General features: G+C 33.9%; 3 protein-coding genes and 2 pseudogenes. 2 read left to right on the top strand and 3 right to left on the bottom strand.

Annotation, left to right across the window (positions count from 1 at the left end):
* Nucleotides 1–79 precede the first annotated feature (79 nt).
* The 3 genes from OPR35_RS05330 to OPR35_RS05340 all read right to left on the bottom strand — a co-directional run bounded on the left by OPR35_RS05330 (nt 80) and on the right by OPR35_RS05340 (nt 16621).
* Nucleotides 80–11932 (bottom strand): ankyrin repeat domain-containing protein, encoded by an 11853-nt coding sequence (locus OPR35_RS05330; protein WP_264686029.1) that lies wholly within the window; start codon nt 11930–11932, stop codon nt 80–82.
* Nucleotides 11933–12134: 202 nt separating this feature from the next.
* Complete coding sequence (locus tag OPR35_RS05335; RefSeq protein ID WP_264686030.1) at nt 12135–13382, bottom strand: hypothetical protein; 1248 nt, start codon at nt 13380–13382, stop codon at nt 12135–12137.
* 608 nt (nt 13383–13990) lie between these two features.
* On the bottom strand, nt 13991–16621 hold the full coding sequence (locus OPR35_RS05340; protein ID WP_265024781.1) for a hypothetical protein: 2631 nt from the start codon (nt 16619–16621) through the stop codon (nt 13991–13993).
* A 136-nt stretch (nt 16622–16757) separates the two neighbouring features.
* Here OPR35_RS05340 and OPR35_RS05345 point away from each other — a divergent pair.
* Nucleotides 16758–17516 (top strand): annotated as a pseudogene (locus OPR35_RS05345) (IS256 family transposase); the annotation flags it as partial.
* Between the two features lie 41 nt (nt 17517–17557).
* A pseudogene (locus tag OPR35_RS05350) lies at nt 17558–18286 on the top strand (IS256 family transposase); the annotation flags it as partial.
* Nucleotides 18287–18354 lie beyond the last annotated feature (68 nt).

Consider the following 18354-nt stretch of genomic DNA (forward strand, 5'->3'; position numbering starts at 1 on the left):
ACATTCCCTTCCCTAATTATTTTGGCTACCTTCACTTTAAATTTCCCACTACTTGGCATATTAACTCTTATATTATAACCTACCTATTGAGATTACCTACAAGCTTGGTTACTCCTATCTCAGAAAGACAAGTTGATACTTTGTCCTTTGAATGGCCTTGAACGGAAGCATTACTTAAATAACTTTGAGGCTCTAAATTCATTTGCTTTGCACCATCAACTTCTAATCTACCATCTCTGTTGTGTAATATCCGTTGTATTGATCGATTTAGTACAACATTTAGCCTGCTATTAAACTCTACCATAAACTTGTCAAACTTCTTCGAACTTAACTTACCAGGACATCCTGCTTCTCTACTAGGACATGCTTTCTCTAAATACGAACTTAAAACTCCTGAGATCTCATCAAATTTACCACTCATGATTTTTCCTGTAACTTCTTTCTGTATTTCCACAAAATCAATATTTAATCGATGCATTGATACACCACTTTTTAATCCAGCTTGCTCTATTACTTTCTTAAATACCTCTGTAATATTGAGTGCATAGCCCTGTGCTTCTAGTTGAGATATAGACTGATCTGCTGTAGAAATATACTTTTGACCCGTGACGTTTCTAACCAGCACATCAAGTAACATTATTGCACCATTTACATCCATCTTTGCATCAATTTGTGAGATTGGACTTTTAGTACCTGATACTACTTCAGGCAACTCAGAAGCTAATAACCCACTCACAGAGCTTTTTACCCAACCAAATAAATCATTTATCCATGAAGATGGTCTTGTGCTACTACTTGCTGCTATTCCAGGTTGATTACTTGAATCTACAGAAAGGAATTTATGTGATGAGTGATTATGATTGCGATTGTGATCCCCGTGGTGATGACGGCGTCTGCGTTGCACAGGTTTTTCTCCTTTTTCATTGAGTTTTTTCTCTAAATATTCTGCAATACTACTATCTCTAGCAATATCTAGCGGTGCCTTGCCGTAATCACCTCTAGCATCAAGATTAGCATGAGCATCGACAAGAACTTTTACTATATCAAGACTGTTGGTATCAGCAGCATAATGTAAAGGTGTCCAATTGTCTTTGTCTTCAGCGTTAACGTTTGCACCACGATTAAGAAGCAATTTGACCACATTTAGTCTTTCATTTAACACAGCTCCATGCAAAGGAGTTGCTTGATATTCCCCATTTTTAGTTTCAATATTAGCACCATTATCAAGAAGGAATTTTATTCTATCTAAATCACCGATTTCAGCAGCTGAATACAGTAGTGTACTGCCATCTTTGTCTTTGGTATCAATATTAGCACCTTGAGCAATAAGACCTCTAACTTTATTAAAATCACTATTTCCTATTGCGCTTAATAACTGTTTATCTAGGATTAATTGTGTTTGTTGTAAGTACTGTACAAGATTATTATGTCCCTTATCTCTAGCAATATCTAGTGGTGTGTTGCCACTACTATCTTTAGTACTAATATTAGCTCCATTATTTATAAGATGCTGCAATGTATCTAAATGACCACCCCAAGAAGCCAAGTGTAGTGGCGTCTCACCATTTTTATCAGCCTCATTAATACTTGCTCCTCTCATGAGAAAAAGTTGTATAACCTCTTCATCACTGCTCTCAGCAGTAGTGTATGTAGAACCTCTACCATATACATCTTGAATATCCTTGTGATTATTCATAACAGCAAAGTGAATAGGAGTCCTGCCAAGTATATCCTTAGCATTCACATTAGCTTCCTTATCAACTAAAAACTTAGCAATATCTGAATGACCTTTCAATGCAGCCCAGTGTAGTAATGTGCAGCCATATTTATCAGTCGCATTAACACTCACATCTTTACTAACAAGAAACTCTACTGTACCTAAATTACCACTCCAAGTATAATAAAACCCACCATGCGTTCTGTCGTCAATATCTTTCGCAATAAGATCACTAATTGTCTTTAGATCTTTTTCATTTTTTACAGTAAGTAACAATTCTTTATCTAAGTGTGCTTGCATAAAAACTTGCCTCATTGTATCAGAATTAGTATAACGTTCCTCATCTTCAGGAGTTCTACCACTGTTATCTTTAACATCAATATCAGCACCTTTACTTATAAGATACTTCACCATACCTAAATGATGAACAGAACATGAAGCATAATGTAGAGGGGTTTTACCATCTTTATCTTTAGCATTAACGTTAGCACCTCGATTTACAAGGCCTTGAACTTCATTAAAATCACTATCTTTTACTGCAGCCAGTAATTGCTCATTTAATTGAGCTTGTTTTAAGTATTTTACGATGCTATCATGCTTTCGGTCGATGGCGATATCTAGCGGTGTCTTACCATCCTTATCTTTAGCTTTGATATCTGCTCCCTTACTTGCAAGATACCCCACTACATCCAGATGGCCGCCACCAGAAGCCATGTGCAATGCTGTCTGCCCATCACTATCTTTTAGATTAACATCAACTTCCCCTTCATCTACAAAATACTTTACCACATCTAGCTTACCATTGTAAGCAGCATAGTGCAGGGGAACTCTACCGCCATTATCTTTAATTTCTAAGCTATTTTTTGCATCTGCTACAAAATATTTTACTATATCCAGATTACCACCATAAGCAGCAGAATGCATAACAGTCATCCCATTACTATACTTAGCATTCAAGCTAGCCCCTTGACTTACAAGATCTCTAACTTCATCAAAATTACCATATTGTGCTGCAATAAGTAATTCTTGATTTAGCTGCACTTGTTTTAAATAGTCTACAACATCGCTGCGCTCTTGATGAGTAGCAATATCTAGTAATGTTTTACCACCTTTGTCTTGAGTATAAACGTCAGCTCCCTTTTCTACAAGGTACTTTACTACACCCAAGTGACCATTCCAAGAAGCACAGTATAGTGGTGTTCGACCATATCTATCAACATCATCGATGCTCATTCCCTTGCTGAGAAAAAATTCTATAATGTTTGTATTATTATTTTCAGCAGCAACATGTATAGGTTTCCTGCCAAAAATGTTCTCAACGTTAATATTAGCACCCTTTTCTATTAAAAAGTTAGCGACTTCTAAGTAGCCTCTCCATGCAGCAAAATGTAGCGGTGTCCAACCATTATTATCAGACTCATTAATATCAACGCCTTTCCCAATAAGGTACTTTAGTATATCCAAATTACCACTATAAGAAGCATCACATATAGAGGGGCGACAACGATGATCTTTACCCTCTAAACTAACGCCATTTTCAACAAGGTATTTAAATATACCAAAGTGACCTTTTAATACAGCATTGCGTGCAGGGGTATTACCATCTCTGTCTTCAGTATTAACATTAGCTCCTCGATTGACAGAATCTCTTACTTTGCTCATATCTCCAACTTTTACAGCATCTAGCAATTCTTGATCTAATTCTCCCTTAGCATTACTAACAATATCTCTAACTTTTCTTACATTAGACCCACAATCTTCTATCTTCCATACACCTTGCATAACCTTGCCCCCTGGAATCCAAGTAAATACTCTTCTCCTATCTTTGTCATATTTAGCATAATCAGCAGCATACAAATACTCATTATGCTTAACATTCCTTATATTACATTTATCACCGTTAGGCTCAATCTTCCACACACCTTGTGTAACCTGTTCACCTGGAATCCAAGTAAATGCCATTCGTCTATCATTATCATAATTAAAATAGTTACTAGCAGCATACAAAGTTTCATTAAATGCAACATTCACTATATAAAAGTTGTCACCATCAGGTTTAATATTCCACCTAAACTTATCATTTTTTTCATTCTTTGGAGTCCAAGTAAATGCCATTCGTCTGTCGGTATCATAATTGAAACATTTGTTAGCAGCATATAAATATTCACCTTGATAAATATTCTTAATACATACTTTCGATGAAAATACTGCATTCCTTACTGATTCTGGCAATCTGCTTTTTAGTTTCTCAAGGTTAGATCTTTCTTCTTGATGAACATCAGGATAGTTCTTCATCTCGATTGCTTCTTTAACATAGTAAGCTAACTTAAATACTGCACTATTATTTAAATCATTATTTCTTTGCATTGCGTTAAATACAGCCACATAACCCAATATACGCTGACTAACATCATTATGGCTTTCTACACAACTTAATATTTTTTTCGTATCTACTTTCCTATATACGTCATTTATAACTCCCTTAATTGTATTATTAAACAACCTTTGATCGAAATTATAAATGTCATTAGCAAGTGTATTAACCGAACCATAACGATCATGTAACATACCATCCTTTAGCTTCTCTTTTACTACATTTTTTATTGAATATTTTAACTTTTCTACAAAAAACTCTGCCCATCTTTTTACGTTAGGCACGGTTTCTGCTTGATTAATAATCTCCTTCTTTAAAACCTTAACCGTTTCCATCATCTTATATGGATCGTTGTTTCTATCCTCAATACTTGTTGCATCCTTACTAAGGAAGAATTTGACCACATCTAAATTACCATTGCAACCAGCTATACGAAGAGGTGTTCTACTATCTTTATCTTCAGCTTTATCTTTAATATCATAACCTTTATCGATAAGGAACTCAGCTATATTTAATTTACCCTCCTGAGCAGCTAAGTGCAGAGGAAGGGCGTCCTTATTTTCAACACTAAAATCCTTTCTATCAAAAAGAACTTTTACTACATCCAACCTACCTCCTTGAATAGCCATATTTAAAGGTGTTAATTCATGCTCATTTCCAATATCTATACTTTTAATCTTTTTTATCAAATCCTCAGCTTTACTATTATTTCTTTGCAATGTTGCATTAAATACCTGCTCTTTTAATAAATCTACTGTTTCCTTATAAAAATCCTCTATAATATCTTCTGAATTACAAGTAGAGACTATGCATTTCAAATTAGAAACCATCGTATCATTAAAAGCAAACATCATTTCCCTTGCTGGTTGATAGGTATTCCAATTTTCTACTTTTGCTAAGGTATTATTCTTATGTGATAACACTAAACTATCATCAGCAATCTCTGTATCAAAATCCAATATAGACTTATCTCTAAAGTCAACTAAACCAACATCATTCTTATTAGTAGGTTGATTATGATAAATTTGTAATCCTTGTTCCTCTGGTTGATAGTATCTGAAAGAGCTAGGATTGATCTCTAGATGCTCAAGCCTTAAGTTTGTACTATCAATTTTATAAAGCTCATTGTTTATTCGTAATACAATTTGTTGATTCTCTGGATTTTGAAAATAATCAACTAAACCAATGGATAAAGACCATTTAGTACCTACACTATCAAATATTGTAATATCTTGTATCTTTAAACTATCCTCTGTAAGGTCAGAGATTGATTTGCCATAACATTCATTTATATAATCCCTTTTACCTTCTTCTATGCTTATACCATCAACATCTGTTACACTTAACTCAGCAAAATCAATGATACTATAAGGTATGTTTTGATAAGACACCACTTTGTTTTTTATTTTTAAATTGAGCCTTATTGGCGACAATGAAGTTTTGCTATTTAATGTATCTGGTAGTTTGATAATATACTGGTGTTGCCCTTTCTCTCCTTCTATTGTAATGTCCTGATAGTAATTACACAGCATCAGATAGTCATCATAACCATAGTTCCGTCCACCATTAAGGTATTTCTGATAACTACTTGTAACGTCAGAGCTACTATAGCTAAAATCAACAATGACTTGACCTGAGTACATGCCAGCAATTATCACTTTTTCACTAGGTACTCCCATATGGTTTTTAATAACTTCTACTTGAGATACTGGTATGTCAAAATTATTGTTATTGACAATATCTTTTGCAATTTGGTAAGTATCAAGTAATTGTTGGTCTAGAATACTTGCTTGTATAAATGCTTTTAACTTTTTTGCACTATTTTGTATTACCTCTCTACTAATATCACTTCCTGAACTTTTCAGCTCTTGATATCTAATATCTTCTATTGTATCAGACAAAGACTTATCCTGTATTGCAACAGACTCTGTTATTCCATTGCTATTTACTTGAATTACTAGATTTTTAAAATCATTGATTTTAGTACTTGAAACAATACTTTGTGTATTATTAGCTAAAACATCTAAGCTATAGCCGACCTTTTCTATATCTTCACTTATTCCCCACTGTGTGATATTAGCAACTTGAACCTTTATTATGTCAATATTTCCTTTTATTTTTCCTGTACTGCCCAAATCACTTACTATCTTAGCATTATCACTATCTTCATTAACAACAAATATTGTTTGTTTTAATCCCCTGTTATGCACATTTTCTTTGTTAACTACTCTAACTTCATAATCTTTGTCTGTGCAGTTAAATGAATTCTGCCAGACTTCTGCATTTTTTACATTAATCAATCTTGTTTTACAGTGAGTAGTAATATTTTGCTTGCTGTCAGAATTAGACACATAGTTATATGTGTTAACCAATCTTATGTTATTACTATTACCATAACGTATAGTTCTACCATGCAAATTTGCAACGACATTATTAGCCTTAACATTCATTACTAGAGTATTTTCTTTTCCTGGTCCACCTTCAAGAGTACCAGACGTATAGTCATTAATAATAAAAATAGTTTCATTATTTTTTGAGCCAACATAACGTATATTACTACCCTCTGGAATATGCATTACTGCTGGATAATTTGCTGCTGCTGTTAATGTTTTAGGTCCTGAAATATATAATACTGATCCTCTAGGAAATGTTTGCTTTTTTGTATTACTATGCTCTTTTCTTGTTGGATTAGTAAAGATAAAAGGTCCGCCTGAGAGAGTAAAGCTCTCTTGACAATTTCTATAAATTTTGCCACTGTTACATGGAGCGAACGCATCGTCACCTGTGTGCTTTGTATTGATTGTTTTGCTGCATTGAGATTTTTGTATCGGATTTGTTAATGGTGCATCTACAATTCTTAAGCCAAGATTTTCATACTCGTATTTTGTTAGATGAGGGATATGTTTTGCATCCGTATTAACAACATAAACTTTCTTTTCTTCAATCTCTTGATAGCATTGAGGACTATTCTTTATACCACAGATAAACCTTTCCCAACCTTCACTCATAACCAAAGTATAAGGTGTCATAGTCAATATCTTAGAGATATCAATAGAAGACAAATCTCTTTTTACACTAGAGGCTATATTGATCTTGTCAAAAGAGATATCTTTATATTTTTTTTCTAAATCACATGTCCACTTCATCTGCGTCGCACACTCAGGACCATACGGTGATGGCATAATACATATAGCCTGTGCACCCATATTTTTAATCACCTCACTATATTTCTCTTCAATGGAGATTACGTATTGTACAACCGCATCTATGTCATAATTGTCATTTAACAGTTTAATAGCTGCTTCTTTTACGTAAGTTAAATAACCTTTTATTCTAATTGTGTCTTCATATTCTTTTTCTACATCTCTTCCTGTAAAAAACTTGATTACCCCTGCAAAAAATACTTCCGCTTGTTCACCACCAGGTAATAGAGGTACTTGTTCTGCTATTGCTTTTGTATACTCTATTCTCTCATGAACTTCTACACCAATTGTTATTAATACATCAGCAACCATAGTAACTACTGCTACCCTACCTAAAACTTTACCTGCAGCAGATAACCCTCTTAAAATCTTAGTAGTAGCACTTACACTTTTTACTGTAAAGCTAACACTTGCACTTATAGGCCTTATGCTCATACTTGCTAGTTTTACACCACTACTAGCTGTCCAATAATAATTTAATGGATGATGATTACCTTGAGCTATTTCATTTATACTATACCCAAATTGATAAGCAATAGTTGCAAATGTAATACTTTGAACTATGGGGTTACTGATAATCTTAACAAACGTTTGACGTACAGGTTGTGGTACTTTACTAATCAATTTTCCTACTTTACTATTAGAAGAAATACTTACACTCGTCCTAACATCATCCATAGCATCTAGTATACCATTGATACCAAATACTTGCTTTAAAGCATTATTATCATGTCGTCCAAGTGTTGCTGTATCACCTATACTATCAAGCAAGTCATATATAGCCATCATGGAAAAAAACTTTCCACCTTTTGCTCCTTTTATTTTCGCTGAATCAAATTTATCACGATCAAATGCAATTCCTTTTTCTTGAAGGCTGCTTTCTACATTACTAATATAATCTGCAAAAACTTTTTCACCAAGATCATCAAAATGATTTTTAAACGTATCAAAAGTATCTTCCCTAACACCTTTTGCTAGCAAGTTCTGTTTAATTTCCTCTACAATATTAGAGTAATCTTGATTAGTTTGAACATCACCTATATCTTCAATGTATTTTTTATTCTCTAACAACTGCTTATCATTTGATAGTTGATGTAATTTATTATGAATTTTCTCTCTTTCTGCATCTGTAGTAAAATTTTTAATTATATCATCGAATTTTACTTCATAGCCATCGATGCTTAAATAATACTCAATATTTTGTCCTTTTATTTTTTCTTTTATAACGCGATCCTTATCTCTGCCTACTTTTACTAAGATCTCAATACCATCACTATAATCATCTACAAAATATCTTTCTGCATTCTTCATTTCTATAATATCACCTATTATCAATTTTTTATCATTACCATTGTTATCTTTTACTTTTACATCAGTCCTATCAGCATTGCCTATCATATCAAACACTTGCTCACGACCTATATCTACAATTTCATTAGTTAAATCCTTAGCATTATCAATATCAAATAGCTCTTTAACACGTTGCTTTTTTTCTTCCTTTGTAATCTTTTCTTCATCAAACGAATCTATGCAGGCCATACTTACACTTCTTTCTCTTCTTGGCTTTTTACTTGGTGGATACTCCGGCGATGAAGATTTTCTTTTAGAACACTGCCCTACAGTAGGCAACATATGATGTGAACTATGAACTACTCCAACAGGAATAAATCCTTCCTTGGTTGTCCTACTTGTTAAAATAAGTTTATTCGGATTATTAGATCCTTTATCGAAAACAACACCGATAAATTTTACCTCATCACCATCTGTAAGTGTTTTATAGGTAACACCTTCTTTGTACTCTTCATTTATTTGATCATTTGCTTCCCTCAATAAAGCTTGAGCCCCTTTACCCTGCCTTGATGCCTTAAGTTCTAACCCTATTGGAGTGTACTCCTCAGCATTTCCACCTTGAGCCACAAACTTAATACCATGAACTAGCATGTCAATACGTTCCCCTCTACCAGTTTGAAACTCAGTTAAAACTAATGCTCTAGTTTCTGGTGATTCCTGTAATTTTAAGTCACTATAATAACTAAACACTCCATTCAATATTCCCTGGAAATGAGCTTCTTTATTAACGAGACTCTTAAAAGGAAAGATTCCTTCTCCAATTTTTTCTAATAATCTACTATATCCTCTTATTGATAAGGATTGGATATCTAGTGCTTTATCAAATGTTTCTTTTAACTCATTAGGATAAGTAACTTCTTTAAAAGTACCTTGAAATCTATTATCTCCGTTGTTGTACTCTTGTAAAGAATTGTATTTTTCAGTCCAAATAGTAAGATATCTTTTAAAATCTGACTTGTACCTAGTATCAAAATTAAGATTTAATTCGATTATTTCCCTATTCCCTATTTCTCTATTTAATCTATCAAGAGGGAGCACTTCATCCAGCCCGTTCAGAACATCCTTTCTGTTAGCTTCAACAATATTTATTACATAAACCAACTTCTCTGTATTTTCTGGAATGAGCACCATTGTCACAACTGCATGACTCGCATCAAGATTAGCTGACAATCTCTCCCTGGCTCTTTCAGCTGCTAAACGTCCAGACCCACGAAGATTAGGACGTACCTCGGTAGGTATATTGTCTCCATAGATAAAAATGTATTTTTTAAAACCAGTTTTTAAATCTTCAACTCTATTTAGCAATAGTGATTGCCCTAGTAAAAATCTACTAAAATAATGTTTATCTCCCTTCTCAGGTGTACCAGGAAACGTATGATAAATACGTTCTAGATTATCTTTCACCTGTCCCTTTAATTCTATTGTTCCAATCCTTTGCGTATCCCAGTCATCAGCAGATTTTAGCATATCTTGAAAAAGAGGAATTATTTCTTCCCCACGATTTGATACTTTAATATCAGAGATAGGAGATGGATTATCAAGATTGACACCAACACATAAAATGTCATCTGCAGTGGTTAGAACTCGCTGAATATTTGGTTGAAAGCCTTGTGCATACTTTTCTGCTTGCTGCAAAGCCTTATCTGGAGTAGCATTAGAACCTGCTCCCGCTTTTAATTCAATAATAATGGGAATAGAATCCAATGCACGATCAGGACCACGAGCCAGCAAGATAATATCTGCATAACCCCTTCCTGCAAATTGCTCTGGGTAGACTCTAAAATTATACCTGTAGTGGAAATTCATGAAAACGCCTACCGCAAACCCATGATGTGCTGCTTCACGTGCTCTGCTAGCATAGATTAGTGAGTCTGCATATTCGGAGTGAATTGTGTAAATCTTATCAAGAATTCTCCTTAAAGATGCTTTAACTGTTCGCTGATTGGAAATAGCTAGCTTCGCTATATCGACTTCGGGATCCCTCCATAACCCTTTTCTCACTTTTTTAAATTGAACTTCAGAATTATGTTCTATGTCTACTCCTTTATCTTTCACATCAACAACTATTTCTCCCTGATGACCGGCATCTTTAATGATTTTTATTGATTTAACTTTAATTTTATCTAGGTTATTTTCGATAAGAGAGTAAAGCTTGCCTAATACCTCCTTCAATTCACCTTGATCAAACTCTTGAGTGTAAGAATGAGAACCACTTTCTGATATAACAAATAATTTTACTTTATCGATCACATCTTTTTGACTCTTCATTTCACCATTTTTTATAATAGCTACCTTCAAAGTCTTTGCACCGTCAAAGCTAAAATAAATCTCCTTGATGTCTAGCTTTTTTGCCATCTCTGTATCCAACAAAGTAGAAAAACTACCTAGGAAGAAGTGTGTAAAAAACCCTGCTTTTTCTACAGAGTGTAAATAAGATGGAATCTGATCCACAAATGACTGAAATCTCGGTTCAAAAGATTTAAAATCCTCATCTTGCCGGCTTATACCAACTTCTTTATCTGCTTCCTCTATCAATAACTGTATTAACTCAAAGTCTTGTGGTCTTACTTTACCCATGACTCTTTTTAAGCCTTTTGCAAGCTCTTTATCATTATCAATAATATTCCTTTCAAGACCAAAATTATAATGGTTTCGTTTACCTGGTGCACCAACATGAAATAATTGTATTTGAATATCCCCATTACCATATTGAGTCTCAACTTCACCAGAAACACTAATCGTTGCGCTAAGCATTCCACTCATTGCTCTTATTTCAGGTTCACCTCCCCAAGTATCAGGGTTCCTCATGTTTTCCAAGTAACGCTCAAAATCACCTTCAACAAAATCTCTGAACTCATTTCTATAAGAACTTATGTGATCAACTACTCGATTACGAAATAAGTTTCTTACTAAATTTGCAAATGTATCATCATAATTCGCAGCACCTAAATTCCGAACCAAACCTCTAATATGATCTAAATTTTGGGTTACAGTTCCATCATTTCCAAATAGTACTTCATACCTTTGTCGAAATAAAGCATCGTCGTTTCTGACGGGTATTAAGTAAGCCATAGTAACAGACCAAAACAAGCAACTACCGTCTCCTGGAACATCGATTCTCTTAATCTGACTTCCACTTTCGGAATCAACATCAGATCTCCGATAACGCTTAAGTTGAGAAAATTCTCTAGCTTGCTCTATATATTGCACTTCATCCGATAATTCAGTAATCTTTGAATTAACATCTTCTTTTTTTAGATGATCTGTTGGATATTGTATCTTGAACACAAACCCCCTTCATTATATTATACTAAACCCACTATACCAAGCTTATTGTATAACCATCAGAGATATCAATAATAAAAGCTATTTTTGCCTACATGCTGACTTGTGTATATAACATTTGTATTACAATGCAGCATCTTTTTGACAGAAGCTAAAGTAGTAACAAGAAACCACCACCTACTTTATAGAATTGCCTTATAATACCTTAATTGCCTAACCCTAATTGCTCACATGCTTTGCTTAATTCAACTTCAGTTAAGCTAGTGAACTCTTCATCTGTAGACTTTCTATATGCTAGAAACTTATTCAATGAATCAGCATCTCTTTTTTCCAATATAGATCGTATGTAGCCTGCCTGTTTAGAACACATAAACTCTTTAACCTGATCAGAATTAGCTTTATTTAATAACGCCCATACTGGTTCCATACAGCCCTTTTCTACTAAAGGTGTTAATAAAACTGTACAGAAAAGAGGTGATTTATCCTCTAGTTCCTCTCTTATCACTAAAGCACGATGGCTATCAAATCCTTCCTTCATCCACATATGCATAAAAAGCTTTACACTTTCACTTACATAAGGCTCTGAATGTTTTTTGATTTCCATGTCTAACCAGATATTATAATCATCTTCTGGAACATCATTTGGCTTTAAACAATCAAATAATTCCTGAAATTTATCAAAGCGAAGTGCACCCTGTAGTGTATTCAAACTACCATAATAACCATTTTCAGCTAAGTCTCTTTTTAGAAGTTCTGGATATTTATCAGGACTTATTTGACTAAAACAAAACTCGAATATTTCAGGATAACTATTACAACGGTTCCCTGCTACATATACTGCTGTCTTCATCAAGATTTCATCCTTTTTCTGTTCACTCATCTCACTTTCAGGTAATGATTTTATTTTATTCCAAAAGAATTCCACTGCCTGCTCCTGCTTAAGGCTCACAGCACACTTAAGTCCATATTCATATGGATGACAGCCATCTAAATTTAATTTAGAGATATAACCGCTAATAAAATGTGACCAAAACTGCGCTAAAAGACCCGACCCGCAACACCTAACTAAGTGCTCATACTCCAATAGACTACTCTTACCTTGAGCTGATAATTCCTCTTTTCTTTCCTCAAACAAAGCAATAATATCTTCTTCTAGACAGCAACTACAGGCAATGGCATACTTATCAAAGAGATTACCTGAATCTGGCGCAATTAACTTTTTGCCTACGACTTGCCTATCAAGCTTAACTCCATGTAAATTGTCTACTTTTTTCCAACAATCCTCACTAGACAATACCTGTGCAAGAAAATTACGTCCTTTTTTGCCACTTTTTTGGTGCAGACGCCAATTTGCATAGCACCAGCGTTCAATTTGAAAAAGCTTAGATGCTCTATGGGGATCATCCTCTTTAATAGACGAAAACAAAACTTTTGGAATATCTGAACGCAACATAGCCACTACCTTAATTAATTAGATTATCAATTACATTTTAAGTATAGTATTCTATCTTTAAAACTTGTCAATCATTATTGTAGAAAATTTTCTAACCCAAAGTAGTTTTAGGCAAAAGTCTCTTAAGAAGGTCGGTACGGGATTTTTCTTTACCTTCAAATTCTGTTTTCATTATGAGTTTGCCTTAAATTCCTCCTTAAGAAAATTAGTATTAATCTAACAACGTATTTTACTAATAGCTTAAATAATATAGCCATTTTCAGTGCTCAAAACCAGGGACGGTGAGAACAATTTTTCTTGGAATCAGTTGGACTACCATGTGTACCATACGAACTTTTTAATATAACAATTTAACTATACGCTAAAACTAGCTACATTAGCCCATTTTATCCATATCTACATACGAACTGTTTTGCCTAAGCTTATTGAAATAATTTAAATCTTCTATTTTTATAACCTTATTTTTATGCGTCTTGTTCTCACAAATATACGTACTTTTTTGCGTTTTGGGAAAAGTAAATAATTCAATTTGCTGTGGCGCTAATAGACTGATATTTTTATAAAATCTTTTCTATATTAGTTCAAGCTTTTCAAAAATTTTAAATCTTTTATATTCTCCAAGAAGGTCCTGCAACCGGTTCATGAGCTACACTACTAAATGCAGAGCTTGGTAGTTGCATTTGCACTGAATCTGACATTTGTAATTGCATCACTACTTCTTCAACTGCATTTTTTTCCTCTATCAATGCTTTTCTTTCTTGCTCTGTAGCTTTTCTTGCTTGCTTTGTTTCTGCAATTACATGGAATCTTAATTCATTAATAGCCTCGTCATCAAATTTTCTTGCAGGTTCATTCTCTTTATGCTCACGCTGAACAAAATTTTTGCTTAATCTATCAACTTCATCATTTAATTCTGCCAACTTACCCATAACATGCTTTTTTTCTTCCTTATCGAATACATATTTTTCTTGAAGTCTAAGCTGTTTGCTCTTTAACTCTTCTTCGAGGCTTCTGTATTCACTGCAAATACCCTTAAATTTTTCTTTATAGTCTTTATTTAGAACTAAAAAAGTATATTGCTGCGTTAAAAACTTTTTCATATCCTGGTTTTGTGTTATTTGTTTCCTAGGTATGTTCAATTCCTCTGCTTCATCATACAATAAATCAAGAGCTTTTACTCTTGCCTGTGCCATTTCATTTCTTACTTTTTCTTTATTCAGGCTCTGTTTTGCTTTTTCTAAACGTATTGCGACTTCTTTTACTTCCTTCTTAAGAAACTTAGCCTTTCCTTTTTCGTCCTTCAGATACTCTTCAACATTAACTTTCGTCTCATTTTGTGTTTTAAATTTCCCTTTTAAGCTTTCTGCTTTTTCTTTTAATTCTTTTTCATTTTCTTTATGTCTTATGCCTACACTAACCAGAAAATTACCAAATGTTGTCCCTTTTTCCATCAATTTATCATATCCATTACATAGATCCTGGTATGCTATCATATAGTCATGCTCCGTCTCCTTCGATTTTCTCTCTTTACGTTCTTCATTGGATTTTTTGTAATCATCATAAAAACCTTTTATAAATGGTAACACAAAAACCAATGGTAATGCTATAACTGGTAACTTAACCGCCACACTACCAGTAACTATTACAGCTAAAGCACAACCTCCTATTTCCAGTTTATGGTTTCTTACTTCTTTGAGCAATATTTTGCCCTCTGTTTCCTCAACCTTAAAAAGGAAGTTTTCCATATTCTCTTCTTCCCTTTCATACATTTCCAACTTTATTTTCAGGTTTTTTATACGTTTCGTATTCTTATATTTTATAAACTTATCCTCTGATGAATTTATTGTTTTCTTACATCTTTCTATCTCTTCACTAAAGTGTTTTTTAAGGTATTTATAAGACACTCTTAATTCTTTAAGTTGTGATTTTAATTTCTCCGATAAATCTTTTTGTTTATCTTCTATATCCTTCTTTTCTTTCTTTAGTTCCTCATTTTTATCATCATTTAATAATTCATTTTGTACTTCTATTAATCTTCTAAAATTTTCTAATATTTTATCTTTAATACCTCTAGTTGATTTTTTATGTTCATTATATGCTATAAGTGTTAATTCACAACCAGATGTTAACGGTTGTTCCATTGATAACACATGCTCAGCAACACTCTTTTCTGTTATATCTTCTAATTTCCAACCTAAAAACTCCTTTAAATTACAAAATACTGCTCCGAAGTAGTACTTTTCATATATTTCTATTATTGTACTCAGTACTTTATATATACTGTTTTCTTTTTCAAAAATCTCCCTACTTTTTTTATGACTACTCTTGTCTGTATGGCTCTTTAGGAAAAACTTTTTTATTACCTTAGACAAATTCTCTATGTCATCTGTGTAGTGTAAAAGGCACGTCTTTCTTAAACATTCTTCCAAAGTATCACTGCCTTTTAAGTCTTTTAGTCTACTGTAAACAATATCTATCATCTTCTCTTTATTTCCTTCTTGAGGCACAACTTTCCACAATAGGCTTTTTGTAAAAGTAAAGAAATTGTTATACGCTTTCCATTCCCTTAGATCTTCCTTTAGCTCATGGGAGTAACGCAATTCTGCAATATCATCTTTGAAGTTCTTATTACTTCCATTTCTTATAGATTCTACATAACTTAAAAACTCTTTAGCTACTTTCTTCTCAAAAAAGGCGTCCTTATACTCTTTTTCCACATCTTTTTTATACTTTTCAAATTCACCTCTCTTCATACTTACCAAGTACTCAACGTGATACTCAAATTCAGCACAATTTACCATCCCTGCAATTGATTGCATGTATCCATTTTGATAATTACTTCCTGATGTTTGTGAAAGCATAACTTTAACCTCATGATAAATTTCAGTATAACGATCAATACGTTTTGCAAAGTGTAAAAATGAATGCAAAACATATCCTGAGAGAAAGGATAGGCTAAGCAACCCTAATATTCTATATCTCTCATACAAAGAACAAGCAACTGCTCCTGTTAAAAGCAGCACTACAACCACTTGCCCCTGAGAGAATTTTTTGCCTCTTGCACTTTCAGCCACCGATGGCATCCACCACACTATCTTTAGCTTACCAAACTCATCAAATAATCGATTTATTTCCCCATGGCTTTTTGACTCTTGACGTTTTAATCTCTCATACAGAACGCTTTTTAATCTTTCGCGCTCCAAGAATTTTATAAACTCCTTTGTTCTCATATTTGCCAAGAAGGTCCTGCAACCGGTTCATGACTTACACTACTAAATGTAGAATCTGGTACTTGCATTTGCAGTGGGAATGTTCAAAAAAGTGTGTCAAACCGAAAAAAAAGTAATAAATTGATATAAAAAATGGAGGTTTGATATGAGTCAAGCAAATAGAACTACTGGTTTGGTAGATTATAAAGAATTAGAAACAAATATCCTGTCATCTATACGAGAAGGAAGACCATTGACAGGAAGAGATGGAGCATTAACACCGTTTATAAAAAGGCTGCTAGAGGCAAGTCTGGAAGGTGAAATAGAAAGCCACATGTCAGCTAAAAGTGAAGAAAATAACCGAAGAAATGGAAGGAATGCAAAAACTTTACGTACAAGTTCAGGCTCATTTGAACTATTAACACCAAGAGACAGAGAAGGAAGCTTTGAACCGCAAATAGTCAAAAAAAGGCAAACAAGCCTACATCCAGAACTTGAAGCAAAGGTCTTAAGTACATACGCCAGTGGCATGGGATACAGAGACATAGCTTCACACGTTGAGGAAATATATGACCATAAAATATCAGCAGCAGAGATATCCAATATTACTGATAAACTGCTACCAATAATCAATGAATGGCGCAGCCGTCCATTGCAATCAGTGTATCCAATAGTGTTCATGGATGGCATGTTTTTTAAGGTCAAGGAGGACGGACATTGCGTAAGTAAATGCATGTATAATATATTGGGTATAAATCAAAATGGCAGAAAAGAAGTATTAGGTTTTTATCTGGCTGAAAGTGAGGGAGCTAACTTCTGGTTGGGAGTTTTAAATGACCTCAAAGAAAGAGGAGTAGAAGATATTCTGATTGCATGTGTAGATGGGCTAAAAAGCTGGGAATGTTCAAAAAAGTGTGTCAAACCGAAAAAAAAGTAATAAATTGATATAAAAAATGGAGGTTTGATATGAGTCAAGCAAATAGAACTACTGGTTTGGTAGATTATAAAGAATTAGAAACAAATATCCTGTCATCTATACGAGAAGGAAGACCATTGACAGGAAGAGATGGAGCATTAACACCGTTTATAAAAAGGCTGCTAGAGGCAAGTCTGGAAGGTGAAATAGAAAGCCACATGTCAGCTAAAAGTGAAGAAAATAACCGAAGAAATGGAAGGAATGCAAAAACTTTACGTACAAGTTCAGGCTCATTTGAACTATTAACACCAAGAGACAGAGAAGGAAGCTTTGAACCGCAAATAGTCAAAAAAAGGCAAACAAGCCTACATCCAGAACTTGAAGCAAAGGTCTTAAGTACATACGCCAGTGGCATGGGATACAGAGACATAGCTTCACACGTTGAGGAAATATATGACCATAAAATATCAGCAGCAGAGATATCCAATATTACTGATAAACTGCTACCAATAATCAATGAATGGCGCAGCCGTCCATTGCAATCAGTGTATCCAATAGTGTTCATGGATGGCATGTTTTTTAAGGTCAAGGAGGACGGACATTGCGTAAGTAAATGCATGTATAATATATTGGGTATAAATCAAAATGGCAGAAAAGAAGTATTAGGTTTTTATCTGGCTGAAAGTGAGGGAGCTAACTTCTGGTTGGGAGTTTTAAATGACCTCAAAGAAAGAGGAGTAGAAGATATTCTGATTGCATGTGTAGATGGGCTAAAAGCTGGGAATGTTCAAAAAAGTGTGTCAAACCGAAAAAAAAGTAATAAATTGATATAAAAAATGGAGGTTTG

The organism is Wolbachia endosymbiont (group B) of Protocalliphora azurea (assembly GCF_947251865.1).
Classification (GTDB): Bacteria; Pseudomonadota; Alphaproteobacteria; order Rickettsiales; family Anaplasmataceae; genus Wolbachia.